This window comes from Variovorax paradoxus (genome assembly GCF_024734665.1).
In the GTDB taxonomy this organism is placed as follows: domain Bacteria; phylum Pseudomonadota; class Gammaproteobacteria; order Burkholderiales; family Burkholderiaceae_C; genus Variovorax.
Window position 1 is genome coordinate 6,783,618 of the sequence record NZ_CP102931.1, and the last position, 24,786, is coordinate 6,808,403.

24 protein-coding genes are annotated in these 24,786 nt (G+C 67.3%); 18 read left to right on the forward strand and 6 right to left on the reverse strand.

Annotation, left to right across the window (positions count from 1 at the left end; all coding sequences use genetic code 11):
- Positions 1 to 102 precede the first annotated feature (102 nt).
- From NWF24_RS31705 to NWF24_RS31745, 9 genes are all read left to right on the forward strand, one after another.
- Positions 103 to 594 carry a DUF4863 family protein gene (locus NWF24_RS31705; RefSeq protein ID WP_258351987.1) on the forward strand — a complete coding sequence of 164 codons (492 nt, stop codon included), beginning with the start codon at positions 103 to 105 and terminating at the stop codon, positions 592 to 594.
- Positions 591 to 2,141, forward strand: a complete 1,551-nt coding sequence (locus NWF24_RS31710; protein ID WP_258351988.1) for a 3,4-dehydroadipyl-CoA semialdehyde dehydrogenase — start codon at positions 591 to 593, stop codon at positions 2,139 to 2,141. The genes NWF24_RS31705 and NWF24_RS31710 overlap by 4 nt, the downstream gene beginning before the upstream one ends.
- Before the next feature lie 30 nt (positions 2,142 to 2,171).
- Positions 2,172 to 3,719 carry a benzoate-CoA ligase family protein gene (locus NWF24_RS31715; RefSeq protein ID WP_258351989.1) on the forward strand — a complete coding sequence of 516 codons (1,548 nt, stop codon included), beginning with the start codon at positions 2,172 to 2,174 and terminating at the stop codon, positions 3,717 to 3,719.
- The gene (locus NWF24_RS31720) at positions 3,716 to 4,522 is read left to right on the forward strand and encodes an alpha/beta fold hydrolase (protein WP_258351990.1); all 807 of its coding nucleotides are present in this window, start codon (positions 3,716 to 3,718) and stop codon (positions 4,520 to 4,522) included. Before NWF24_RS31715 ends, NWF24_RS31720 begins: the two co-directional genes overlap by 4 nt.
- On the forward strand, positions 4,519 to 5,691 hold the full coding sequence (locus tag NWF24_RS31725) for an ABC transporter substrate-binding protein (protein ID WP_258351991.1): 1,173 nt from the start codon (positions 4,519 to 4,521) through the stop codon (positions 5,689 to 5,691). The genes NWF24_RS31720 and NWF24_RS31725 overlap by 4 nt, the downstream gene beginning before the upstream one ends.
- A gap of 105 nt (positions 5,692 to 5,796) precedes the next feature.
- Complete coding sequence (locus NWF24_RS31730) at positions 5,797 to 6,669, forward strand: branched-chain amino acid ABC transporter permease (protein WP_093057064.1); 873 nt, start codon at positions 5,797 to 5,799, stop codon at positions 6,667 to 6,669.
- Entirely contained in the window at positions 6,666 to 7,625 is a 960-nt protein-coding gene (locus NWF24_RS31735) for a branched-chain amino acid ABC transporter permease (protein ID WP_258351992.1), read from the forward strand. The genes NWF24_RS31730 and NWF24_RS31735 overlap by 4 nt, the downstream gene beginning before the upstream one ends.
- Complete coding sequence (locus tag NWF24_RS31740) at positions 7,622 to 8,371, forward strand: ABC transporter ATP-binding protein (protein WP_258351993.1); 750 nt, start codon at positions 7,622 to 7,624, stop codon at positions 8,369 to 8,371. Before NWF24_RS31735 ends, NWF24_RS31740 begins: the two co-directional genes overlap by 4 nt.
- 1 nt (position 8,372) lies before the next feature.
- Entirely contained in the window at positions 8,373 to 9,074 is a 702-nt protein-coding gene (locus NWF24_RS31745; RefSeq protein WP_258351994.1) for an ABC transporter ATP-binding protein, read from the forward strand.
- Between the two features lie 42 nt (positions 9,075 to 9,116).
- On the opposite strand, the gene NWF24_RS31750 is transcribed toward NWF24_RS31745, so the two are convergent.
- From NWF24_RS31750 to NWF24_RS31760, 3 genes are read right to left on the reverse strand one after another with little or no spacing between them, the layout of a single operon-like run.
- Positions 9,117 to 9,575 carry a hypothetical protein gene (locus NWF24_RS31750; RefSeq protein ID WP_258351995.1) on the reverse strand — a complete coding sequence of 153 codons (459 nt, stop codon included), beginning with the start codon at positions 9,573 to 9,575 and terminating at the stop codon, positions 9,117 to 9,119.
- 24 nt (positions 9,576 to 9,599) lie between these two features.
- Positions 9,600 to 10,307: a Crp/Fnr family transcriptional regulator gene (locus tag NWF24_RS31755; RefSeq protein WP_258351996.1), complete on the reverse strand. Its 708-nt coding sequence runs from the start codon at positions 10,305 to 10,307 to the stop codon at positions 9,600 to 9,602.
- 7 nt (positions 10,308 to 10,314) lie between these two features.
- Complete coding sequence (locus NWF24_RS31760; RefSeq protein WP_258351997.1) at positions 10,315 to 10,695, reverse strand: DUF1090 domain-containing protein; 381 nt, start codon at positions 10,693 to 10,695, stop codon at positions 10,315 to 10,317.
- Positions 10,696 to 10,848: 153 nt separating this feature from the next.
- Here NWF24_RS31760 and NWF24_RS31765 point away from each other — a divergent pair, with 153 nt between their 5' ends.
- The 4 genes from NWF24_RS31765 to NWF24_RS31780 all read left to right on the forward strand — a co-directional run bounded on the left by NWF24_RS31765 (position 10,849) and on the right by NWF24_RS31780 (position 16,087).
- Positions 10,849 to 11,769, forward strand: a complete 921-nt coding sequence (locus NWF24_RS31765) for a 3-keto-5-aminohexanoate cleavage protein (RefSeq protein WP_258351998.1) — start codon at positions 10,849 to 10,851, stop codon at positions 11,767 to 11,769.
- 33 nt (positions 11,770 to 11,802) lie between these two features.
- Positions 11,803 to 13,011, forward strand: a complete 1,209-nt coding sequence (locus tag NWF24_RS31770; protein ID WP_258351999.1) for an ABC transporter substrate-binding protein — start codon at positions 11,803 to 11,805, stop codon at positions 13,009 to 13,011.
- Positions 13,012 to 13,013: 2 nt separating this feature from the next.
- On the forward strand, positions 13,014 to 13,964 hold the full coding sequence (locus tag NWF24_RS31775) for a 3-hydroxyacyl-CoA dehydrogenase NAD-binding domain-containing protein (RefSeq protein ID WP_375338429.1): 951 nt from the start codon (positions 13,014 to 13,016) through the stop codon (positions 13,962 to 13,964).
- Between the two features lie 311 nt (positions 13,965 to 14,275).
- On the forward strand, positions 14,276 to 16,087 hold the full coding sequence (locus tag NWF24_RS31780; RefSeq protein ID WP_258352001.1) for a feruloyl-CoA synthase: 1,812 nt from the start codon (positions 14,276 to 14,278) through the stop codon (positions 16,085 to 16,087).
- A 3-nt stretch (positions 16,088 to 16,090) separates the two neighbouring features.
- Here NWF24_RS31780 and NWF24_RS31785 read toward each other — a convergent pair whose 3' ends face one another.
- Positions 16,091 to 17,008, reverse strand: a complete 918-nt coding sequence (locus NWF24_RS31785; RefSeq protein ID WP_258352002.1) for a LysR family transcriptional regulator — start codon at positions 17,006 to 17,008, stop codon at positions 16,091 to 16,093.
- A gap of 118 nt (positions 17,009 to 17,126) precedes the next feature.
- Here NWF24_RS31785 and NWF24_RS31790 point away from each other — a divergent pair, with 118 nt between their 5' ends.
- The 3 genes from NWF24_RS31790 to NWF24_RS31800 are packed head-to-tail and all read left to right on the forward strand — an operon-like array spanning position 17,127 to position 20,272.
- Complete coding sequence (locus tag NWF24_RS31790; RefSeq protein ID WP_258352003.1) at positions 17,127 to 18,494, forward strand: MFS transporter; 1,368 nt, start codon at positions 17,127 to 17,129, stop codon at positions 18,492 to 18,494.
- 12 nt (positions 18,495 to 18,506) lie between these two features.
- Positions 18,507 to 19,016 carry a GAF domain-containing protein gene (locus NWF24_RS31795; protein WP_258352004.1) on the forward strand — a complete coding sequence of 170 codons (510 nt, stop codon included), beginning with the start codon at positions 18,507 to 18,509 and terminating at the stop codon, positions 19,014 to 19,016.
- Positions 19,013 to 20,272, forward strand: coding sequence for a metal-dependent hydrolase family protein (locus NWF24_RS31800; RefSeq protein WP_258352005.1), 1,260 nt, complete (start codon positions 19,013 to 19,015; stop codon positions 20,270 to 20,272). Before NWF24_RS31795 ends, NWF24_RS31800 begins: the two co-directional genes overlap by 4 nt.
- Positions 20,273 to 20,276: 4 nt before the next feature.
- Here the strand turns inward: NWF24_RS31800 and NWF24_RS31805 are convergent, their stop codons facing one another.
- Complete coding sequence (locus NWF24_RS31805; protein WP_258352006.1) at positions 20,277 to 21,065, reverse strand: PaaX family transcriptional regulator; 789 nt, start codon at positions 21,063 to 21,065, stop codon at positions 20,277 to 20,279.
- 95 nt (positions 21,066 to 21,160) lie between these two features.
- Here NWF24_RS31805 and NWF24_RS31810 point away from each other — a divergent pair, with 95 nt between their 5' ends.
- Positions 21,161 to 21,943: a crotonase/enoyl-CoA hydratase family protein gene (locus NWF24_RS31810; protein ID WP_258352007.1), complete on the forward strand. Its 783-nt coding sequence runs from the start codon at positions 21,161 to 21,163 to the stop codon at positions 21,941 to 21,943.
- On the opposite strand, the gene NWF24_RS31815 is transcribed toward NWF24_RS31810, so the two are convergent.
- Positions 21,933 to 23,318, reverse strand: a complete 1,386-nt coding sequence (locus NWF24_RS31815) for an aminotransferase-like domain-containing protein (RefSeq protein ID WP_258352008.1) — start codon at positions 23,316 to 23,318, stop codon at positions 21,933 to 21,935. The two genes, NWF24_RS31810 and NWF24_RS31815, sit on opposite strands and share 11 nt — an antisense overlap.
- A gap of 137 nt (positions 23,319 to 23,455) precedes the next feature.
- Between NWF24_RS31815 and NWF24_RS31820 the strand changes: the two genes are divergently transcribed.
- Positions 23,456 to 24,742, forward strand: a complete 1,287-nt coding sequence (locus NWF24_RS31820) for a hydroxymethylglutaryl-CoA reductase, degradative (RefSeq protein WP_258352009.1) — start codon at positions 23,456 to 23,458, stop codon at positions 24,740 to 24,742.
- Positions 24,743 to 24,786: the final 44 nt, after the last annotated feature.

Below are 24,786 nucleotides of genomic sequence, written 5' to 3' on the forward strand. Positions count from 1 at the left end.
ATTGCTTGACACTCATTGTCTCGATGCTTATTGTTCGGCCACACGCAAGATACTGCACACACAGTGATCCTGCAAGGTAGTTCCAAAGTTCGAGGCCCCACGATGTCCGACAGCAGCACTCCCGCCACCGGCAAGGAAGCATTTCACCAGCTGATCGCCGGCCTGACCGCCGAGATTGCCGGCAGGCCGCTCGACGGCGCCCTCGACCAGTGGCTCAACGCCACCCACGGCGCGGGCAGCGCCAGCTTCGAACAACTGCGCCAGACCTGCATCGGCGGCGTGGCCGAAGGCTGGCTCTGCGAGCGCGAAGGCGGCGGCATCAGGTACGGCCGCGTCTTCAAGGCCGAGGACGCGCTGCATCGCTTCTCGGTCGACGTGGTCGACATGAAGGACATCGCCGGTCCGCACCACACGCATCCGAACGGCGAGATCGACCTGATCATGCCGCTCGACGACAGCGCCGCCACCTTCGACGGACGGCCCGCGGGCTGGTGCGTCTACGGGCCCGGCACCGCGCACCGCCCGACCGTGGCCCAAGGCCGCGCGCTCGTTCTCTATTTGCTGCCCGAAGGGCAGATCAAGTTCACGCAATGACCGAACTCCTTTCCAACTACGTCGCTGGCCGCTGGCAAAGCGGATCGGGCGCCGGCACGCCCCTGTTCGACCCGGTACTGGGCACCGAGCTTGCGCGCGTCGACGCTACCGGGCTCGACCTGCCCGCCGCCTTTGCCTTTGCACGCGAACAGGGCGGCCAGGCGCTGCGCGCCCTCACCTACCGCCAGCGCGCCGCCTTGCTCGCAGCCGTCGTGAAGGTGCTGCAGGCCAATCGCGATGCTTATTACGAGATCGCCACCGCCAACTCCGGCACGGTAAAGAACGACTCGGCCGTGGACATCGACGGTGCGATCTTCACGATCGGCCAGTACGCGAAGTGGGGCGATGCGCTCGGCGACGTGCGCGCGCTGCGCGATGGCGAAGCAGTCAAGCTCGGCAAGGAGCCGGTGTTCCAGTCTCAGCACCTGCAGGTTCCGACGCATGGCGTGGCGCTTTTCATCAACGCCTTCAACTTCCCCTCGTGGGGCCTGTGGGAAAAGGCCGCACCCGCGCTGCTGTCGGGCGTGCCCGTGATCGTGAAGCCCGCCACGGCCACCGCCTGGCTCACGCAGCGCATGGTGAAGGACGTTGTCGATGCGGGCGTGCTGCCCGCCGGAGCGCTCTCCATCGTGTGCGGTAGCTCAGCCGGTTTGATGGATGCGCTGCAGCCCTTCGATGTGGCCTCGTTCACCGGTTCGGCCGAAACGGCCGCGGTGATCCGCTCGCACCCCGCCGTGGCCGAACGCTCGGTGCGCGTGAACATCGAGGCCGACAGCCTCAACAGCGCCCTGCTGCTGCCCGGCGCCGCGCCCGGCAGCGAGGCCTTCAACCTGCTCGTGCGTGAAGTGGTGCGCGAGATGACGGTCAAGTCGGGCCAGAAATGCACGGCCATCCGGCGCATCCTGGTGCCGGCGGAGGTGTACGACGCGGCAGCCGAAGCCATCGGCGCCAAGCTCGCGGGCATCACCGTCGGCAACCCGCGCAACGAGAACGTGCGCATGGGTTCGCTCGTGAGCCGCGCGCAGCTGAACGCGGTGCGCGACGGGCTCGACGCACTGGCCGCGCAAACGACCGTGCTGCATGACAGCCGCAACAAGCCGCTGATCGACGCCGACCCGGCCGTGGCCGCCTGCATCGGCCCCGTGCTGCTCGGCGCGCGCGATGCCGATGCGGCGCAGCGCGTGCACGACGTGGAAGTGTTCGGCCCCGTCGCCACGCTGCTGCCGTACCGCGACCTCGCGCACGGCATCGCGCTGGCGCATCGCGGCCAGGGCTCGCTCGTCACCTCTCTATATGGCAGCGATGACGCTGCGCTCGCGCAAGCCGCGCTATCGGTCGCGCCAAGCCACGGCCGCGTGCACGTCATCACCCCCGAAGTGGCGCAGGCCCACACCGGCCACGGCAACGTGATGCCGATGTCACTGCACGGCGGCCCCGGCCGCGCGGGCGGTGGCGCCGAGCTCGGCGGGCTGCGCGCGCTAGATTTCTATCACCGCCGCAGCGCGGTGCAGGCAAGCCCCGGCGTCATCGCCGCGCTCGGCCTCTAGAACAAGAACACGGCCGAAGGAGACAAGACCATGACCCTGCCCACACGATTCAACTTCGCCGAGCACCTGTTCGCCCTCAACCGCGGCCGCGCCGAACGCACCGCCTACATCGACGACCGCGGCACGCTGAGCTACGGCCAGCTCGAAGACCGCGCGCGCCGGCTGGCTGCCGCATTGAAGGCAGCCGGCATCCGGCGCGAAGAGCGCGTGCTGCTGCTGATGCTCGATGGCAACGACTGGCCCGTGAGCTTTCTCGGCAGCCTCTATGCCGGCGTCGTGCCGGTGGCAGTCAACACGCTGCTAACGCCCGACGACTACGCCTACATGCTCGATCACAGCCGCGCGCAGGCGGTGCTGGTGTCGGGCGCGCTGCTGCCCACGCTGCAGGAGGCGATGGCACGCGGTGGCCATGAAGTGCACACGCTGTTCGTGTCGCAGCCCACGGGCGCCCTGCCCGATGGCGCGAAGGAATTCGATGCAGCGCTCGCCGCAGTCGAGCCCCTGCCGTCGCCCGTGACAACCGCTTCCGACGACCCGGGTTTCTGGCTGTATTCCTCCGGCTCCACCGGCAAGCCCAAGGGCACGGTCCACACGCACGCCAACCTGTGGTGGACGGCCGAGCTCTACGGCAAGCCCGTGCTCGACCTCACTGAGAACGACGTGTGCTTCTCGGCCGCGAAGATGTACTTTGCATACGGCCTTGGCAATGCGCTGACCTTCCCGCTCTCCGTGGGCGCCACCGTCGTGCTGATGGCCGAGCGGCCAACTCCCGACGCCACCTTCCGTCGCTGGGTGGAGCACAAGCCCACCGTGTTCTTCGGCGCGCCCACCGGCTTCGCGGGCATGCTCGCATCGCCCAAGCTGCCTGCGCGCGAAGCAGTGGCGCTGCGCATGTGCTCTTCAGCCGGTGAAGCCTTGCCGGGCGAGATCGCTCAGCGCTTCAAGGCGCACTTCGGCTGCGAAATCATCGACGGCATCGGCTCGACCGAGATGCTGCACATCTTCATCTCCAACCGCCTCGGCGACATCCGCTACGGCACCACCGGCAAGCCGGTCGACGGCTACGAGGTCGAGCTGCGCGGCGAAGACGGCCGCCCGGTGCCCGACGGCGAAGTGGGCGACCTCTACATCCGCGGCCCCAGCTCGGCACTGATGTACTGGGCCAACCGCGAGAAGTCGCGCGAGACCTTCCAGGGCGGCTGGACCAAGAGCGGCGACAAGTACACGCGCGACGCCGACGGCTACTTCACCTACGCCGGGCGCAGCGACGACATGCTGAAGGTCAGCGGCATCTACGTGTCGCCCTTCGAGGTCGAGGCCACGCTGATGCAGCACCCGGCCGTGCTCGAAGCGGCAGTCATCGGCAAGGAAGACGCCGAAGGGCTGACCAAGACCAAGGCCTTCGTGGTGCTGAAGGACGGCAGCACGGCAACCGAGGAAGAGCTGAAGGCCTTCGTCAAGGAACGCCTCGCGCCATATAAATACCCGCGCTTCCTGGAGTTCGTGAGCGAGCTGCCCAAGACGGCGACCGGCAAGATCCAGCGCTTCCGGCTGCGCGAGCGCGAGAAGCAGGCATGAGCACGCCCGAGTTCGCCACCATCGACTGGCGCGGCCGCACGGTGCGCATCGAATGCCAGTGGATCGCCCCAGAGCGCACCGACGCCCCGCTCATCGTGTTCCTGCACGAAGGCCTCGGCTCCGTCGCCATGTGGAAGGATTTCCCCGCGCAAGTCTGCGAAGCCGCCAACGCGCGAGGCCTGGTCTTCTCGCGCCCCGGCTACGGTCGCTCCACCCCACGCGCCGACGACGAGATCTGGGACGTCGACTTCATGCACCGCCAGGCGCACGAAGTGCTGCCCGCCCTCTTCACCGCGCTGGGGCTCGATGGCCAGAAGCCCTGGCTCTTCGGCCACAGCGACGGCGGCTCGATCGCGCTGCTGTACGCCTCGCGCTTTCCCGAAAAGGTCGAAGGCCTGGTCGTGCTCGCTCCGCACATCTTCGTGGAAGACAAGACCGTCGCGAACATCGAGATCGCCCGCACCGCATATCTGGGCACCGACCTGCCGAAGAAGCTGGGCCGCTATCACGACAGTGCCGACTCCGCCTTCTGGGGCTGGAACCGCATCTGGCTGCACCCGCCCTTTCGCGACTGGAACATCGAGGCAGAGCTCGACACCATCCGCTGCCCCGTGCTCGCCGTGCAGGGCATCGACGACGAGTACGGCACGCTCGCGCAGATCCGCGACATCGCCGCGCGCGTCAGTGGTTGCGAGCTGCTCGAAATCCCTGAATGCGGGCATTCCCCGCATCGCGATCAGCCGGATCGTGTCATCGTCGCGGCCACTTCTTTCATCACCAAAAACAGGAGACAGACATCATGACAATCCGCACCGCCCGACTGGCCCTCACGGCCATTGCCTTTGCCGCGCTGGCCTCGGCCGCCGGCGCCCAGGGCACCGGCAAGCTCAAGGTCGGCCTGATGCTGCCCTACAGCGGCACCTACACCGCCCTGGGCGTGGCCATCGAGAACGGCTTCAAGCTCTACGTTGACGAGCAAGGCGGCAAGCTCGCCGGCCGCGAGATCGAATACTTCAAGGTCGATGACGAGTCCGACCCCGCCAAGGCCACCGACAACGTCAACAAGCTCATCAAGCGCGACAACGTCGACGTGATCGTCGGCACCGTGCACTCGGGCGTCGCGATGGCCATGGCCAAGGCCGCGAAGGAAAGCGGCACCGTGCTGATCGTGCCAAACGCCGGCGCCGACGCAGTGACCGGCCCGATGTGCGCGCCCAACATCTTCCGCAGCTCGTTCAGCAACTGGCAGCCGGCCTTCGCCATGGGCGAGGTGGCGGCCAAGCAGCAGGGCAAGAAGAAGGCGATGACCATCACCTGGAAGTACGCGGCCGGCGACGAGTCGGTCAACGGCTTCAAGGAAGGCTTCGAGAAGAACGGCGGCAAGGTCGACAAGCAGCTCACGCTGCCTTTCCCCAACGTGGAATTCCAGGCGCTGCTGACCGAGATCGCGGCGGCCAAGCCCGATGCGGTGTATGCCTTCTTCGCGGGCGGCGGCGCGGTGAAGTTCGTGAAGGACTACCAGGCCGCGGGCCTGAACAAGACCATTCCGCTGTACGGCCCCGGCTTCCTGACCGACGGCACGCTCGACGCGCAAGGCGACTCGGCGCAGGGCATGCTGACCACGCTGCACTACGCCGACGGCCTGAACACGGCACGCGACAACGCCTTCCGCGTCGGCTATGCCAAGGCCTTCAAGCTGCAGCCCGACGTGTACGCCGTGCAGGGCTACGACGCGGCACAGATGCTGGGCGTGGGCCTTGCCGCCACCAAGGGCGACATCGGCAAGAAGGCCGAGTTCACGGCCGCCATCGAGAAGGCGAAGATCGACAGCCCGCGCGGCACGTTCACGATGAGCAAGTCGCACAACCCGGTGCAGGACATCTATCTGCGCAAGGTCGAGGGCAAGGAAAACAAGCTGGTGAGCACGGCCATCAAGGGACTGGCTGACCCAGCCCGCGGCTGCAGGATGTAAGCGGGCCACAAGCCCTTCGTTTGTCTCGTTCCCTCGCGGCCCTCGACTGAGTTCACGGGCCGCGAGCCGCCTTGCGGCAACCACAACCAACTGGGATCTCACACGGTGGATTTCGGAACCTTCCTCGTCCAGTGCCTGAACTCGGTTCAGTACGGACTCCTGCTCTTCCTCGTGGCCTCGGGGCTGACGCTGATCTTCGGGATCATGGGCGTCATCAACCTCGCCCACGGCAGCTTCTACATGATCGGCGCGTACATGGCGTTCGCGCTCGCGCCGCTCTTCGGCGACCAGTTCCTGCTGATGCTGGTGGCCGGCGTGGTGCTTGCCGCGGTGTTCGGCTACCTGCTCGAATGGGCCTTCTTCAGCTACCTCTACCAGCGCGACCATCTGCAGCAGGTGCTGATGACCTACGGCCTGATCCTGGTGTTCGAGGAGCTGCGCTCCATCCTGGTGGGCAACGACGTGCACGGCGTGAAGGTGCCCGCGTGGCTCGACGGCAGCTTCGCGCTGGGCAACGTCATGAGCTACCCGTGGTATCGCCTCTTCGCATCGGCCGCCTGCATCGTGCTGGCCGTGGGGCTGTACTGGGTGGTCAACCGCACGCGGCTGGGCATGATGATCCGCGCCGGCGCGAGCAACCGCGACATGGTTCGCGGCCTGGGCATCGACGTGAAGCGGCTCTACCGCATCGTGTTCGCAGCCGGCGTGGCGCTGGCGGCGCTGGCCGGCATGATCGCCGCGCCGATGTCCTCGGTGTACCCGAACATGGGCGCGAGCGTGCTGATCATCTGCTTCGTGCTGGTGGTGATCGGCGGCATCGGCTCGATCACGGGGGCGCTGGTGGCGTCGCTGCTGGTGGGCTTCGTCGACACCTTCGGCAAGGTGTTCTTCGCGGACCTGAGCGGCATCGGCATCTACCTTCTGATGGCCATCGTGCTCATATGGAAGCCCGAGGGGCTGATGGGGAGGCGGCCATGACAGCCATGAAAAAAGGCGCCTTCCTCCTGCCCGTAGCCTGCGCAGTGGCCATCGGCATTGCTGGCCCGTTGCTGGGCAACTATGCGTCGGACTTCATCGTGAAGGTGATGATCCTGTCGATCTTCGCGCTGAGCCTGGAGCTGCTGGTGGGCATGACGGGCCTCGTGAGCCTGGGCCATGCGGCGTTCTACGGCATCGGCGCGTACGTCACTGTGCTCGCATCGGGCAGCGAAGGCGGCAACTTCGCGCTGCTGCTGCCGCTGGCCATGGGCGCGGCCGCGCTCTACGCCCTCTTCGTCGGCGCACTGAGCCTGCGCACGCGCGGCGTGTACTTCATCATGGTGACGCTGGCCTTCGCGCAGATGGCCTTCTTCGTGTTCCACGACACCAAGGTCGGCGGCGGCAGCGACGGCATCTACATGTATGTGCGCCCCGCCATCGGCGCGCTCGACATGGAGAACCGCACGGTGCTGTTCTACGTGGTGCTGGCCTCGCTGGTATTCACCTACGGGCTGCTGGCGCTCATTCGCCGCTCGCGCTTCGGCGCGGCGCTGGCGGGCATCCGCGTGAACGAGCAGCGCATGCGCGCGGCCGGGTTCGCGGTGTATGGCTACAAGCTCGCGGCCTTCGTGCTGGCCGGTGCGCTGGCCGGGCTCGCGGGTTTCCTGCTGGCCTCGCGCGACGGCGTGGTCAACCCGGAGCTGATGGCATGGCACAACTCGGGCGAAGTGCTGCTGATGGTGATCCTCGGCGGCCTCGGCCATCTGCGCGGCGCGGTAATTGGCGCCATCGCGTTCACGCTGCTGAAGGAAATCTTCTCGACGCATGCGGTGATGGGCCCGCTGGCCGACCACTGGCAGCTGACGCTGGGGCTGACGATCATCGTGTTCGTGGCGCTGCTGCCCAAGGGCTTGATCGGCCTTGTCCAGCGCCTCTCGCCGAAGGGGGCTGCATGACGACCGCACTGCTTTCCGTCGAAGGCCTCACGCGCCGCTTCGGCGGCCTCACGGCCGTCAACGCCGTCACGCTCGACCTGCACGTCGGCGAAGTCCATGCGGTGATCGGCACCAATGGCGCGGGCAAGTCGACGTTGATCAACATGCTCTCCGGCGAGATCGAAGCCTCCGAAGGTCGCATCGCGCTCGACGGCGTGGACATCACCGGCCGTGCCCAGTCGAAGCGCGCGCGCGACGGCGTGGGCCGCAGCTACCAGCGCACGACCATCTTCCCGGAGTTCAGCGTGCACGAGAACTGCCGCCTCGCCGCGCAGGCCGCCACGCCGAAGCCCTGGGCGTTCTGGCAATCGTCGCAAGGCTGCGCCACCAGCAACGCATCGGCCGACGCGGCGCTCGAAGCCGCCGGCCTCGCGCATGAAGCAGGCCGCATCGCCGGCACCATGAGCCACGGCGCGCAACGCCAGCTCGAAGTGGCGATGTGCCTGGCCACCAACCCACGCGTGCTGCTGCTCGACGAGCCGCTCGCCGGCATGGGCGCGGAGGAAACCGACCGCATGCTCACGCTGCTCGCGCGGCTGAAGGCCACGCATGCCATCTTGCTGGTGGAACACGACATGGACGCAGTGTTCCGCATTGCCGACCGCATCACGGTGATGGTGAACGGCACGGTCATCGCCACAGGCAACCCCAAAGAGATTCGCGAGAACCCCGAAGTGCGCACGGCTTACCTCGGAGAAGACCACTGACATGCTCATCGTCCGCGACCTCAACACCTACTACGGCAACAGCCACATCCTGCGCGGCGTGCACGCCGGCATTCCGGCGGCCACCTCGGTCGGCCTGCTCGGGCGCAACGGCATGGGCAAGACCACGCTGATCCGCACGATGATGGGCTACGTGCGCCCCGCTTCGGGCGAAGTGCAGGTCGACGGCCGCACCGTCACCGGCCTGCCGCCCGAGAAGATGGCGCGACTGGGCATCGGCTACGTGCCCGAGGGGCGCGGCATCTTCCCGAACCTCTCGGTGCGCGAGAACCTCGTGATGAGCGAACGCGCCGGCATCGACGGACGGCGCGAGTGGACCTTCGACCGCGTGATGACCACCTTTCCGCGCCTGGCCGAGCGGCTGTCGCACGGCGGCCAGCAGCTGTCGGGCGGCGAGCAGCAGATGCTGTCCATCGGCCGCGCGCTGATGACCAACCCGCGCCTGCTGATCCTGGACGAGGCCACCGAGGGTTTGGCGCCGCTGATCGTGGCCGAGATCTGGCGCGTGATCGGCGAGATCCGTGCGACTGGCATTGCCACGCTGATCGTGGACCGCGACTACCGCAAGGTGTTGGCCCACACCGATCTTGCGGTGGTGATGGAGAAGGGGCAGATCGTGCGGCACGGGGCTTCGGCGGATCTGCTGGCCGAGCCGCATGTGCTGGAGGAATTGCTGGGCGTGTAGTAGGGTGCGCCCGCACGTGGTTGCAGCTGACGCTGTGAGAAATCAGGCCACGCGCTGCTTGAGAACAGTCGGTTCGATGGCCGGCGCCGGCCAGAGCTGCAGGTGGTAGCGATCGCTGCCCTCCAGCCCGTCTTCGGAAAGCGTGTCGAGGCCCGCATAGCAGGCGCGCAGCCTGTAGATTCCGGGCGCAACGGGAATGCGCGCTGCATCGGGAAAGTAGTCGGTGCAGCCGGCGATGACCAGATCAGCGCTCTGCGTCACCAGCGTGCATTCGACGACATGCTCCCACTGGTCAAGATCGAGCGGGCTTTCCGCTTCGAGGATCTCGACAGTGACGGGCACGTCCATGTTGCGAACGGTGCCGATGCCGACGACGCCGGCTTCGGTCGCAAGCATGCGTTCCACGGCTTCGTCTGTCCACGCATCGGAGAGGTCGCCATCCGCGGCCTCGTCCTGTATGTAGAACTGGAAGTAGTCGGCAAAGATGCTGAATTCATGCATGGGGCGTACTCCGATTCCCTTTTGCTATTCGATGAAGCGCCGCAGCCCTTCGAGATCGATCACGGTGATGCCACCGTACTCGATCCGCAGGAACCCCGCTTCCTTCAGCCGGTTCAGCGCCGCATTGCACCGCTGACGCGACACGCCCGAGAGATTGGCAATCTCCTCCTGCGAGGTCTGCAGGTGCGGCTCGCTGCCCGGATGCAGCCACGGGTGGAACAGCCCCGCCAGCGCGCGCGCCACCTGGCTGTCGGCATCGAGCAGCCGGTGCGCCGCGTAGTTGCCCATGAACCAGTGCAGCCGCTCGTTGATCTGCTGCAGTAGGAAGTGGTCGAAGCCGCGCTGCGTGCGGTGCAGCCACTCGAAGGTCTCCAGCGGCAGTTGCGCCACGCGGCTCGGGCGCAGCGCGATGATGTCGGCCGAGCGCGGCAGCGCGCGCAGCAGCGTGCCCTCGCCGAACCAGCTGCCGACCGAGAGCCCGCCGAAGGTCACGGAGCGTCCGTCGCTCGAGGTGATCGACCACTTGAGCAGCCCTTCGAGCGTGCCGTACCAGTGCAGCGGCGTGTCGCCGCGCCGGCACAGCGCGGCACCCGCGGCCACTTCGACCTCGCGTATCTCGTCGAGCACGCGCTCGCCCGCCGCCACGTCGAGCAGCGGGAACCAGGCCGAGCCCTGGAGCAACTGGGGAATCGTGAGCGATGCCGCCTGGATGGCGGGCCTGGTCGTGGGCATCTTCTTCTTACTGCGCGCCCTTGAGCTGTTGCAGCTCGGCCTGCGCTTCACGCAATTTTTCTTCGCGGTCTGCGATCTTGTCGGCGCGGCCCTTGTGCTGGGCCTCGCGCAGGTCACGCTCGCGTTCTGCCACTTTGCGTTCCTGGCTGCGAATGCGCCGCTGGTGCTCTGCCGCCAGCTTCGCGTCGCTGCAGGTGCGGCGCACTTCGCCCAGCGCCTTTTCGAGCCCGCGCACGCGCTGCTTCTGGCCCTTGGCTTTGGCCGCCTCGATGTCGCGGCCAATGGCCTCGCGCTTGGCTTCGCAAGTGGCGGGGCCAGCCGGTTGCGCGAGCGTCCAGGTCGAGGTCAGCGCGGCCGCGGCGGCCAAGAGGATGGGCAGTAGTCTCATTGGTTCTCCTTGATGCGCGCAATGGCGCTGGGGCGACTTTAGCGTTTGGCGCAGCGTAAACCCTGCCCCCAAATGTCGTCGCGATGACTGAGTGCAAATGCGCCCCAAAAAATAATGACGCGCCCCCATGAAAGACACCAGGAGTCCCCGAGCATGTCGAAGCGCAAAGTGATCGTGACCATCGCCCCCACCGGCGGCATGGCGCACAAGTCGCAGAATCCCAACCTCCCCACGCAACCCGCTGAAATCGCCGCCGACGTGCTGCGCTGCTGGAATGCCGGCGCCAGCGTGGTCGCCATTCATGCGCGCCGCCCGGACGACGGCGCCACCTGCAACGCCGACGTGTACCGCGACATCAACAGCCGCATCCGCGCGGGCGGCAGCGACATCGTCATCAACAACTCCACCGGTGGTGGCGTGCACGGCGACATGGTGAAGCCGCTGGCCGGCGAGCGCTGGGAAATCGCGTGGGAAGAGCGCATCAAGGGCATGGACGCCGGTGCCGAGATGTGCACGCTCGATGCGACCACGCTCAACCTGAGCTTCGAAGGCAAGCAGATCCTGATGGACACGCCCATCACCCGCGGCCGCGAGTTGGCCGCCGGCATGAAGGCGCGCGGCATCAAGCCCGAATGGGAGGTGTTCAGCCCCACGCACATCCTGCAGGACACGACCACGCTGATCGACGAAGGCCACGACGACGAGCCCTACTTCATCAACCTGGTGATGAACGTGCACCGCAACTTCCAGAACGCGATGCCCTACTCGCCGCGCTTCCTGCAGATGATGGTCGACACCCTGCCCAAAGGCAGCATCTTCTGCGTGAGCGGCATCGGCCCGTCGCAGCTCGAAGCCAACGTGGCAGCACTGCTGCTGGGCGGCCATGCGCGCGTGGGCCTGGAAGACAACCTCTACTTCCGCCAGGGCGAGCTGGCCACCAACGTGCAGCTCACCGAGCGCATCGTGCGGGTGATACGCGAACTCGACATGGAGGTGGCCACGCCGGCCGAGGCGCGGCAGATGATGGGCTTGCCGCGCGTGGGCACGCCGCGGCCCGAGTTCGCGCTGGGCTGACAACACCAAAGAGCAACGAACGGAGACAAGCACATGAACATTTCCCGCACCGCCCTGGCCCTCGCCCTGGGCGCGGCTTTCGTAGCAAGCGCCTCGGCCCAGGTGTCCGACGACACGATACGCATCGGCTTCATCAGCGACATGTCGGGTATCTACCGCGACTACGACGGCCCGGCCGGCGCAGAGGCGATCCGCATGGCCATTGCCGACATGGGCGGTGCCATCGGCGGCAAGAAGATCGAGCTGGTCACGGCCGACCACCAGAACAAGCCCGACATCGCCGCCGCGAAAGCACGCGAGTGGTTCGACGTGCAGAAGGTCGACATGCTGATCGCCGGCGTCAACTCGGGTGCGGCCATTGCGATGGCCGGCGTGGCGGCCGACAAGAAGAAGCCGTACTTCGTGGTGGGCTCGGGCGCATCGAGCCTCACCAACGAGTACTGCTCGCCCTACACGGTGCACTACGCCTACGACACAGTAGCCATGGCGCGCGGCACTGCAAGCGCGGTGGTCAAGGCCGGCGGCAAGAGCTGGTACTTCGTGACGGCCGACTACGCCTTCGGCGCGGCGCTGCAGAACGACGCGGCCAAGATCGTGCAGGCCAGCGGCGGCACGGTGGCAGGTTCAGTCAAGCATCCGCTGGGCGCGAGCGATTTCTCGTCATTCATGCTGCAGGCGCAGAACTCGAAGGCGCAGGTGCTGGCGCTGGCCAATGCGGGCGGCGATACGGTGAACGCCATCAAGTCGGCCGCGGAGTTCGGCATCAGCAAGAACATGAAGCTGGCCGGCATGATCATCACCATCAACGACGTGCATGCGCTGGGCCTGAAGAGCTCGCAGGGCATGTACCTCACCGACAGCTGGTACTGGAACCAGAGCCCCGAGGCGCGCGAGTGGGCGCGCCGCTTCTTCGACAAGCACAAGCGCATGCCCTCCTCCTTCCACGCCGGCGACTACTCGGCCGCGCTGCAGTACCTGCAGGCCGTGAAGGCCGCGGGCAGCGACGATGCCGACAAGGTGATGGCGCAATTGCGCAAGACGAAGTTCAATGACATGTTCGTCAAGGGCGGCTGGCTGCGCGACGACGGGCTGATGGTGCACGACATGCACCTGATGCAGGTGAAGACGCCGGCCGAGTCGAAGGAGCCATGGGACTACTACAAGGTGGTCGAGCCGATCCGCGGCGAGGCCGCATGGACCACGAAGGCAGAGAGCCGCTGCGCGCGGTGGAAATCAGCATGAGCATGAGCACTTCTTCCTCGAACGTGAAGCGCGTGGCGGTGGTCGGCACCGGCGTGATCGGTGCGAGCTGGGTCGCGTACTTTCTCGCGCACGGGCTCGACGTGAACGCGACCGATCCGTCGCCCGGCGCCGAAGACCGGCTGCGCGCCGCGGTGGCGCAGCACTGGCCGACGCTGGAGCGCTTCGGTTTGTCCGAAGGTGCTTCAGTGGACCGCCTGCGCTTCCACGACAGCCTGGAAGACGCGGTGTCCGTGGCCGACTTCGTGCAGGAAAACGGCCCCGAGCGCATGGATTTCAAGATCGACCTGTTCCGCCGCATGGATGCCGCCGCGCCACCGGAGACGATTCTTGCGTCGAGCTCGTCAGGCCTGGCGATCAGCGGCGTGCAGTCGGGGTGCGTGCATCCACAGCGCGTGGTGCTAGGCCATCCGTTCAACCCGCCGCACCTGATTCCGCTGGTGGAGGTGATCGGCGGCGAGCAGACCTCGGCCGAAGCCATCGAGCGGACGATGGCGTTCTACGCCGCCATCGGCAAGCGGCCGATCCACGTGAAGCGCGAGGTAAAGGGCCACATCGCGAACCGGTTGCAGGCAGCGCTGTGGCGCGAGGCCTTCCATCTCGTCAACGAAGGCGTGGCGAGCGTGGCCGACATCGACACGGCCATCGCACACGGACCCGGCCTGCGCTGGGCGGTGATGGGGCCGTTCATGAATCTGCATCTCTCGGGCGGTGCGGGCGGTATCGAGCACGTGCTCGCGCATCTGGGCGGGCCTATCGAGGACTGGTGGAAGGACTTGGGTGCGCCGTCGATGACAGCCGAGCTCAAGCAGAAGGTGACGGAAGGCGTGGCACAAGAACTGGGCTCGCGCCGCACCAGCGACCTCGAAGCTGCGCGCGACACCCTGCTGTTAAACCTGATTCGCGCGAAGGCAGAGACCGGCAAGCTCGACTAGATGAAAGCTTGCTTTTCGATTTGTCGCGTTGTTCGTTTGGGGTGCGATCACGCCGACGGGGTACCTTGCTCCGCGAATGTCCCCCGGCCTGCGGCCTCCTCCTTTATTTCGCTGCGCAAGGCACCCCATCGACGTAATCGTTGGACGGTGCGGTCGTTGATCGGCCAGCACAACGGCAGCGCCCATTTGCGAATGGCATCGGGTGCTCCCCGCAGCGAAATAAAGGAGGAGGCCGAAGGCCGGGGGACATTCGCGGAGGGGAGTACCCGGTGTCATTCGCACACGCCCTGAACAAACCCCGGAACACTGAAATGACCGACTTCCTCAATGACGAAAGCCTGATCGCTCCACCCCGCACGGTTCGCATCGACTTCGACGACGGCTCCTTCGCGCTGCGCTCGCCGATGGCGCTGAAGTCTTACGCGCGCTGCATCGGTGAATGGCTGGAGCGGTGGGCCACGGAAACGCCCGACGCACTGGCCTTCGCCGAGCGCGACGAAACAGGCGAAGGCTGGCGCAAGCTCGACTACCGCACGCTGCGGCAAACGGTAGGCGCGGTGGCGCAAGGCCTGCTCGACCTGAACCTGCCCGCAGGTCAGCCGGTCGTGATCCTCTCGGACAACGCCATAGACCACGCGGTGCTGATGCTCGCGACCATGCACATCGGCCGCACCGCGTGTTCGCTCTCAAGCGCCTACTCGCGCATGGCCAAGGACCCATCGCGGCTGCACGGCATGCTGCAAGCGCTGAAGCCGGGGCTGATCTACGCATCCGACGCGAAGGTGTACGGCGCATCGCTCGCGGGCTGTGGCGTGGAAGCGGTCACAGTGTTCAGCCGCAACGCCGATGCGCATCCCGGTGCGATGTCGTTCGAACAATTGCTCGCAGCGAAGGAAACGCCCGCCGTGATGCAGGCCTTCGCCAACGTGCTGCCCGACACGCACGCCAAGTACCTGCTGACCTCCGGCTCCACCGGCAAGCCCAAGGTGGTCATCAACACGCATCGCATGCTCTGCGCCAACCAGCAGATGATGGCGCAGACATGGCGCTTCCTCGCGCAGGAAAAGCCGGTACTGGTCGACTGGCTGCCCTGGAGCCACACCTTTGGCGCGAACCACAACCTGCACATGGTGCTGTGCCATGGCGGCGCGCTCTACATCGACGAGGGCCGGCCCGCGCCGGGCCTGATCGAGAAGACGGTGCGCAACCTGCGCGAGGTGAAGCCCACGCTGCTGTTCAACGTGCCGCGCGGCTTCGACATGCTGCTGCCTTTTCTCGAAGCCGACGACGCGCTGGCCGCCGAGGTGTTCTCGCGGCTGCGGCTGGCCTTCTACGCGGCGGCGGCGCTCGCGCCTTCGACATGGCAGCGGCTCGAAGCGGTGGCCAAACGGGTGCGGCCCACGCGACCGCTGTGGCTCACCACCTCATGGGGCGCGACAGAGACCTCGCCCGCCATCACCTCCGCGCATTGGAAGCTCGACGGCGCCGGCTGCATCGGCGCGCCGCTGCCGGGGCTGGAGCTGAAGTTCGTGCCCAACGGCGAGAAGCTGGAGATGCGCGTCAAGGGCGTCTCGGTGTTCCCAGGCTACCGCGATGCGCCGCACGAAACGGCGCAGGCTTTCGATGAAGAAGGCTACTACCGCATCGGCGATGCCGGCTTTCTCGCGAACCCGGCGCAGCCCGCGCACGGCGTGATCTTCAACGGCCGCGTGGCGGAAGACTTCAAGCTCTCGACCGGCACCTGGGTGTCGGTGGGCACGCTGCGCGTGAAGCTGGTGTCGATGCTCGCGCCGCACGCACAAGACGTGGTGCTCACCGGCCACGACCGCGACGAGATCGGCATGCTGGTGTTTGCAAGCCCGCAAGGCGCGGCGCTGCCGCCGGAGGCCCTGGGCGAGCGCATCGCCGGCGTGCTGCGTTCGCTGCGCGACGAAGGCGCGGGCTCCTCGCAATGCCCGGCCTGCGCACTGGTGCTGGCCGAGCCGCCGAGCCTCGACGCGGGCGAGATCACCGACAAGGGCTACATCAACCAGCGCGCGGTGCTCACGCGACGCGCGGCGGACGTGGCGCGCCTGCACGCCCTTGCCGATGACGACCTGCAGGTGGTGCGGCTGCGCGCCTGATCATCACGAAGGCTGCTCAAACAGCGCCAGCAGCGTGTTCTTCAGCCACTGGTGCAGCGCGGAGGTCTCGTGCCGCTGGTGCCAGAACAGCTCGATGACGCGTGCCGGCGCCTCCAGCGGCACGGGCATCCGGCGCAGGCCGGCCAGGCGCGCGGGCTCGAACTTCTCCGACCACGGCAGCACCGCGATCAGGTCGGAGCGGCGCACCACTTCGTACGCCGCGCCGTAGTGGTTCACCGTCGCGACCAGGTTGCGCTGCAGCCCGCGGCTGTGCAGGAACAGGTCGTAGGTCGGCGTGGTCTTGCCGACCAGGCTCACGTCCACATGGCGCGCCGCGAGGAATTTCTTCAGCGGAATCCTGTCGGCGCGCGCCAGCGGATGCCCGGTGCGCATGACGCACACGAAGTCGGGTGACCACAGCGCCCTCGACTTGAGAAACGCCGGCCGCTGCACTTCCTCGTTGTAGACGCTGATTGCGAAGTCGGCCTTGTTGTCGGCCAGCACCTTGTCGAAATCCACCAGCGTGTTGGGAATGGCGTGGATGAGCATCGACGGCGCAGCCTTGCTGAGCTTGCCGGCGAGCCTCGGCACCACGATGCCCGAGACGTAGTCGGACATCGCGATGCTCAGGCTGGCGGTGCTGCGCAGCGCATCGAAGCGCTCCAGGTCGAGCGTGCCGCGAATCGCATGCAACGACTGCGACAGCGGCTCCCACAGGTCGATGGCCCGCCGCGTCGGGTTGACACCGGCGCCACTGCGCACGAACAGCGCGTCGTCAAAGGTCTCGCGCAGCCGGCGCAGCGCGTTGCTGACCGCGGGCTGGGTCAGCGACAGCTTGCTGGCGGCGCGCGTGACGTTGCCCTCGGTCATGAGGGCTTCGAACACCTTCAGCAGGTTGAGATCGGCGGAGCGGTAGTTCATCGTGCGGCCTGACCATTCACTGAATCTATAAACACAATCACACGTATAAATTTGTCGTGATATCCCTGCGATCCTACGATCTGCCGCTTCATCGCACCACCGAAGTCGAGGGATTCACATGACCATGCTGTCGGCCCGCATCGAGCGCCTGCCGTTCTCCGGTTTCCATCGGCGCCTGCTCCTCATGGGAGGACTGGGCTACACCTTCGACGCGATGGACGCCGCGGTGATCGCCTTCGTGCTGCCGGTATTGCGCACCGAATGGGGGCTCAGCAGCGTGCAGATCGGTGTGCTGGCCAGTGCGAACTTCATCGGTTTCTTCTTCGGCGCGCTTGCGTCCGGCACCTGCGGCGACTTGTTCGGGCGGCGCGTGGTGATGATGTCGGCGCTGGCGATCTACTGCGTGGCGTCGCTCTTCAGCGGCATGGTCGACAGCTGGACGGTGTTCCTCGGGCTGCGCATCGTGGCCGGCTTCGGCGCCGGCGCCGAAAGCGCGATCATCGCGCCCTACCTGTCGGAGTTCGTGGCGCGCCGCTACCGGGGCACCTTCACCGGCGCGCTGGCGGGCTTCTTCTCGTTCGGCTTCGTGGCGGCGGCGCTGCTGGGCTACTTCATCGTGCCGGCGCATCCGCAGGGCTGGCGCATCGTCATCTTCATCACGGCGATGCCGGTGGTGCTGCTGCTGTGGTGGCGCCGCGCGCTGCCCGAATCGCCGCGCTGGCTGGAAAGCCAGGGGCGGCAGGCCGAGGCCGGGACGATCGTGGACGCGATGGAATCCGACACCGTGCAACGCGGCCTTGCGCTGCCAGCACTCAACGCCGAGGACGTGGCCGCGCCGCCGCCCAGCAACAGCCGCGGCAGCCTGCTGAAGAACTACGCCACGCTGGTCTCCAGCAAGCTCATCCGCATCAGCACCATGACCTGGCTGATGTGGCTGGCGATCACCTTCAGCTACTACTCGTTCTTCACCTGGATTCCCAGCCTGCTGATCCAGAACGGCATGACGATCACCAAGAGCTTCGGCTACTCGCTGGTGATCTACCTCGCGCAGATTCCGGGCTACTTCTCGGCCGCCTGGCTCAACGAGAAGATCGGCCGGCAAGCCACCATCGTGAGCTACATGCTGCTGGGCGGACTCTCTGCGCTGGGCCTGGCCTTCACGCACAGCGACGGCCAGATCATGGCGGCGGGCGTGCTGCTGTCCTTCTTCATGAACGGCACTTATGCGGGCGTCTATGCCTACACGCCGGAGGTTTTTCCGACGCAGGTGCGCGCGACCGGCTCAGGCCTGGCGTCGGCCATCGGGCGCATCGGCGGCATCACGGCACCGATCCTGGTGGGCTTCATCTATCCGGCGCTGGGCTTCGCGGGCGTATTTGGCATGACGACGGCGGTGCTGCTGCTGGGCGCGGCGGCCGTCACCTTCATGGGCATCCCGACGCGCGGCCGTTCGCTGGAAGACATCGCAGCGGCCGAACTTTCCTGATACAGAGCATCCATGCAACCCAAGCTTCTCGATGAATCGCTGTCGGCCGTCGCGCGCGCGCACGCCGACACGCAACAACCCCAGGCCACCTTCGACGCACTCGAGAAGGCGGTGGCCGCGACCATCGGCCACCGGCTCTTCACCATCCTGGTGCACCATCGCGAGGCGCGCGAGTCGGAACGCATCTACACCAACATGCGCGAGGCCTACCCGGTGGGCGGGCGCAAGCCGATCACCGATTCGCCGTGGATGCAGCAGGTGATGCAGCGCGGCCTGCCCTACATCGGCCGCAACGCAGACGACCTGCGCGACGTTTTCTACGACCACGAGCTCATCGTGTCGCTGGGCTGCCGCAGCGTGCTGAACATTCCGCTGCGCTGGCGCGGCGAGACGCTGGGCACGCTGAACATGCTGCACGAGGAAAACTGGTACGACACCGGGCACGTCGAGCTCGCGCGCGTGTTCGCGCAACTGGCGCTGCCGGCCGTGATGGCACAACAGAGCAAGGAGTCCCTCGCATGACGAACATGGTGCTTTTCAAGAATGCCAATCTGCTCGACCCGCAGCGCCCCGAGCTGCTGGAAGACCACCACATCCTCGTCGAGGGCGGCGTGGTTCGCGAGGTTTCGGACAAGCCTATCCACAGCCCCTCGGCGCGCGCGATCGACGTGAAGGGCAAGACCGTGATGCCCGGCCTCATCGACCTGCACGTGCACGTGATCGCGGTGGAGCTCAATCTCTCGCGGCAGGTGCACATGCCCAACGTGCTCATCACGCTGCGCAGCGTGCCCATGCTGCGCGGCATGCTGCGCCGTGGCTTCACCACGGTGCGCGACGCGGGCGGCGCGGGCTTTGCGTTCAAGCAGGCGGTGGAATCGGGGCTGGCGCAGGGCCCTCGCCTGTTCGTCTCCGGCCGCGCGCTGAGCCAGACCGGCGGCCATGGCGACATGCGCGCACGCTCCGACTACCTGATGAACAACGACGGGGCGTGCGCCACCTGCGTGCGTGTCGGTGCGCTGGCGCGCGTGGTCGACGGCGTGGATGCGGTGCGCCGCGCCGTCCGCGAAGAGCTGCAGATGGGCGCTGACCAGATCAAGATCATGGCCTCCGGCGGCGTGGCCTCGCCGACCGACCCGGTGGGCGCCTTCGGCTACAGCGAGGACGAGATCCGCGCCATCGTCGAAGAGGCCCGCGGGCGCGGCACGTATGTGATGGCGCATGCCTACACCGCCGAGGCCATCGCGCGGGCCGTGCGCTGCGGCGTGCGCACCATCGAGCACGGCAACCTTGTCGATGCGCCCACGGCCGAACTCATGGCGCAGCTCGGTGCGTACGTGGTTCCGACCCTGGTCACCTACGACGCGCTGGCCAACGAGGGCGAGAGCTTCGGGCTGCCGAAGGAAAGCGTGACCAAGGTGGCCAGCGTGCGCGAGGCCGGCCTGCGCTCGCTGGAAATCTACAAGGCAGCGGGCGTGAAGATGGGCTACGGCTCCGACCTGCTGGGCGAATCGCAGCGCCTGCAGAGCGACGAATTTCGCCTGCGCGCCGAAGTGCTGTCGCCGGCCGAGGCCATCGCCAGCGCAACGACGGTCGCGGCCGAGGTGCTGGGCATGAGCGAACGCCTGGGCCGGCTGGTGCCCGGCGCACTGGCTGACATTCTGGTGGTGGACGGCAATCCGCTGCGCGACGTCGGCTGCCTGCTGGGCCAGGGCGAGCGCATTCCGCTGGTCATGAAGGAAGGCGTGGTGCAGTTCGACGAACTGGGCACCGTCCACTGAAGGGCTACGGCAGCGCCAGCCACTTGCGCCACAGGACCAGTGCCTTGTCCTGGTAGCGACGGGTGGCGGCGAGCAGCGCGGCGCGCGGTTCGGGCGACATGAGTTCGGCCGGCAACAGCGGATCGCGGATGAGGTGCGCGATCACGGCGCGCCCCAGCAGCAGCGACTCGCGCGTAGCCACTTCGAGCCGCTGGGTGCGCAGCCGCTTCTCGCTGCGTTCCAGGCCCGCCTGCAGGCGGCTGCAATCGGCCGTCAGGGCACGCACATTCCAGAGCTTGCGTGCGGCGGCCTGCGCGGCATCGTCCAGATCGGCCAGCCGGAACACCAGGGCGGTGCGCGACAGGCCCAGGGCCGCCAGCTGCACGCGCTCGCCCTCCAGCCCGCCCGCGAGGTTGTCGGGCCGGATGTTCAGCCCCGGCCGCAACGCCGCAAAGCCGCGCAGCGACAGTGCAAGAGCATGGTGGCGCCACGCCGTCTTGTCGGCACGCGGCACGCCAGCGTCGTGCACGGCGAGCCAGTCGCCGTGCCACGCGACAGCCTGCGCCTGCTTGTGCCGCCAGTCGTCGACCGCGCGCGACAGCGCCGGGCCCTTGCGGTTGAGCGCGTAGCTGCCGCGCTCGCCGCGCGCGATCTTGCCCTCGGCGGCGAGCCTCGTCAGGCCCACGCGCAGCGTCGATTCGCCGATGCCCATGAGCTCGCCCGCGCGGCACAGCGCCTGCGAGCTCAGCGTGCCGCCGTCGGCCACAAGCAGGTCGAGGATCAGCTCCGGCGCGCTGGGGATGGCGACCGGCACATTACATACTTTGTCCATAATTGCGAAACAGAGAAATATTTCCTACGATGCAACCGAGCGAACGCTAATGTAATTTAGCCCGAAAGGATGCACGCATGGCCATGCAGTACGTGGCGTACGACGTGGACCGCACGGTCTGCACCATCACGCTGAACCGCCCGGAGAAGCGCAATGCGGTCGATGGCGTGGTGGCCGCCGAACTGCGTGAGGCTTTCGAGCGCTTCGAGGCCGACGACGCGCTGCGCGTCGCGGTGCTGACCGGCGCGGGCGGCAACTTCTGCGCGGGCGCCGACCTCTCGGCCGTGGCCGACCCGAGCCGCCGCAACGAGCTCGACCCCGAAGGCGGCGGCAGCGGCCCGATGGGGCCCACACGCATGGCGCTGTCGAAGCCGTTGATCGCAGCGGTGAACGGCTATGCGGTGGCTGGCGGCCTCGAACTGGCTTTGCTGGCCGACCTGCGCGTGGCCGACGACGACGCGGTGTTCGGCGTGTTCTGCCGCCGCTGGGGCGTGCCGCTGATCGACGGCGGCACGGTGCGGCTGCCGCGCATCGTGGGCATGGGGCGCGCGCTCGACATGATTCTTTCGGGCCGTCCGGTGGGCGCGCCTGAGGCGCTGGCGATGGGCCTGGTCAACCGTGTGACGCCGCCCGGCGGTGCGCTGGCCGCTGCGCAAGAACTGGCCTACCAGCTCGCAGCGTTCCCGCAGCAATGCATGCTGGCCGACCGCCGCTCCGCCTACGCACAGTGGGACATGTCGCTGGCAGAGGCGCTGCGCCGCGAGGGTGCGCAGGGCGGGCCGATGGTTTTCGCCGAAGGCGAAGCCGGCGCCGCGCGCTTCGCCGGTGGCGCCGGTCGCCACGGGGAGTTCAAGCGCTGAAGAAGCGCAGCGTGGTGCGCAGCGCCTTGGCAAAGCGCGGGTCGGCCATGGCGCCCACGTTGAAGCGCGACCAACGCGACACCTGCGTCGAGTCGACGCTGAAGATGCGCCCCGGCGCCATCACGATCTTGCGTGGCAGCAGCTCCTTCGCAAAGGCCAGCGAGTCGGCCACGCCGGGCAGCGCGGCCCACACGTAGAGCGACTGCGGGGTGCGCGCGAACACCTCTGCGTCGACCGAGTCGAACAGCTTGATCGCGTTGCGCGTGGCTTCGCCGAGCCGCGCCTGCAGGCGATTGAGATGCCGCTGGTAGTGGCCCTCGCTCAGGATGACGTCGACCGTGCGCTCGCAGTACTCCGAACTGCTCACGTGGATCAGCGCCTTCAGGTCCGCGAGGTCGCTCGCCAGGTCGGCGCCGCAGGCGATGAAGCCCACGCGCAGCGCTGCCGAGAACGACTTGGAGAAGCTGCCGATGTAGATCGTGCGCTCCAGCTGGTCGAGCGCGGCCAGGCGCGGCAGCGAGGTGGGCTTGAAGTCGGCCAGCGGATCGTTCTCGACGATCAGCAGGTCGTGCTTCTGCGCGAGCTGCAGCACGCGGAAGGCCTTGGCGGGCGAGATGTCGGAGCCCGTGGGGTTGTGCGCGATCGACTGCGTGAAGAACAGGCGCGGCCGCTCGGCAACGAGCAGGCGCTCCAGTGCTTCGAGGTCGGGCCCGTCGGCCAGGCGCGGCACGCCCAGCACCTGCGCGCCCGCAAGCTTGAGCTTGCCGAACAGCGGGTAGTAGCCAGGGTCGTCCACCAATACCTTACCGCCGGGCGGCACGAAGTAGCGGATGACGATGTCCATCGCCTCGTTGGCGCCGTGCGTCAGCACGATCTGCCGCGGCTCCGCGCCGATGCCGAAGTCGGCCAGCTTGCGCACGAGATGGTCGCGCAGCGGCGCATAGCCGAAGCGGCTGCCGTAGCGGAACAGCGCCCCGAGCCCCGTGCGGACCACCTTGGGGTGATATTTGTCGAGCCGCACGTCGGCCAGCCATTCGACCGGTGGAAAGCCATCGCCCACCGCGATCGCGTCAGGCTGCGTCTTGAGCTGCTCGCGCATGAGCCACACGATGTCCATCGCGCGGCCGAGACTGCCGGCGTCTTCCTCTACCGGCTTGGCGGTCTGCTGCGCACGCACGAAGTAGCCCGAGCCGCGCTTCGGCTCGACCAGTCCGCGCGACACCAGCAGCTCGAAGGCGGCCACCACGGTGTTCTTCGCGTAGTTGTGCAGCTGCGCCAGTTCCCGCAGTGACGGAAGCTTGTCGCCTGCCTTGTAGGCACCACTCACGATCTGGCGTTCGATGGCGTTGGCGAGCGAATCGGCAATGGTCGTCATGGGCGCCGACTGTGACACAGCGGCTCGCTTTCGCGCACCACTGTCCGCACTGTCCCGCCAAACTGTGCCTTCCACCGGCGGTACAGCCGACCTAAATTGCCTGCTCCCGAATTCATCTTCCGAAGAGACAAGCAACGATGGTCGCCGACTCCCGCATTCCCAACTTCCGCGCACTCACGCCCACGCAGCGCTTGGCCCACATAGCGCAGGCCGCATCCCTGGGCGACGAAGAGGTCGCGCTGCTCGCCCACGCTGGTGCGCTGGGCGTGGACCGCGCCAACGGCATGGTCGAGAACGTGATCGGCACCTTCGAGCTGCCGCTGGGCGTGGCCGGCAACTTCACCGTCAACGGGCGCGACTACCTCGTGCCCATGGCGGTGGAAGAGCCCTCGGTGGTGGCCGCCGCCTCTTTCATGGCCAAGCTGGCGCGCGAGGGCGGCGGTTTCGAGGCTTCGAGCACCGGCCCGCTGATGCGTGCGCAGGTGCAGGTAATAGGCATCACCGATCCGTACGGCGCGCGGCTGGCGCTGCTGCAGGCGCGCGACGAAATCCTTGCCGTGGCGAACAGCCGCGACAAGGTGCTGATCGGCCTGGGCGGCGGCTGCCGCGACATCGAGGTGCATGTGTTCGGTGACACGCCGCGCGGCGCGATGGTGGTGATGCACCTGATCGTCGACGTGCGCGACGCGATGGGCGCGAACACCGTCAACACCATGGCCGAGGCGGTGTCGCCGCTGGTCGAGAAGCTCACGGGCGGCACGGTGCGGCTGCGCATCCTGTCGAACCTGGCCGACCTGCGGCTGGCGCGTGCACGCGTACGGCTGACCCCCGCGGTGCTGGCCACGCGCGAGCGCAGCGGCGAAGAGGTGGTCGAGGGCGTGATCGACGCGTACACCTTCGCAGCCATCGATCCCTACCGCGCGGCGACGCACAACAAGGGAATCATGAATGGCGTCGATCCGGTGATCGTCGCAACCGGCAACGACTGGCGCGCAGTGGAAGCCGGCGCGCATGCCTATGCCTGCCGCAGCGGGCGCTACACATCGCTGACCACCTGGGAGAAGGACACAGCGGGCGCGCTGGTCGGCACCATCGAGATGCCGATGCCGGTGGGCCTGGTCGGCGGTGCGACCAAGACACACCCGCTCGCACGGCTCGCGCTGAAGATTCTCGACGTGAAGTCGGCACAGGAGCTGGGCGAAGTCGCGGTGGCCGTGGGCCTCGCGCAGAACCTCGGCGCGCTGCGCGCGCTCGCCACCGAAGGCATCCAGCGCGGCCACATGGCACTGCATGCCCGCAACATCGCGCTGGTCGCGGGCGCCACCGGGGACGAAGTCGACAGCATCGCGAAGCAGATGGCGGCCGAGCACGACGTGCGCACTGACCGCGCGGTCGCACTGCTCGAGGCGCTGCGCAAGAAGTAAACAGACGAGCACCGCGGCGGCCACGCAAGAGGCCGTCAGATAAC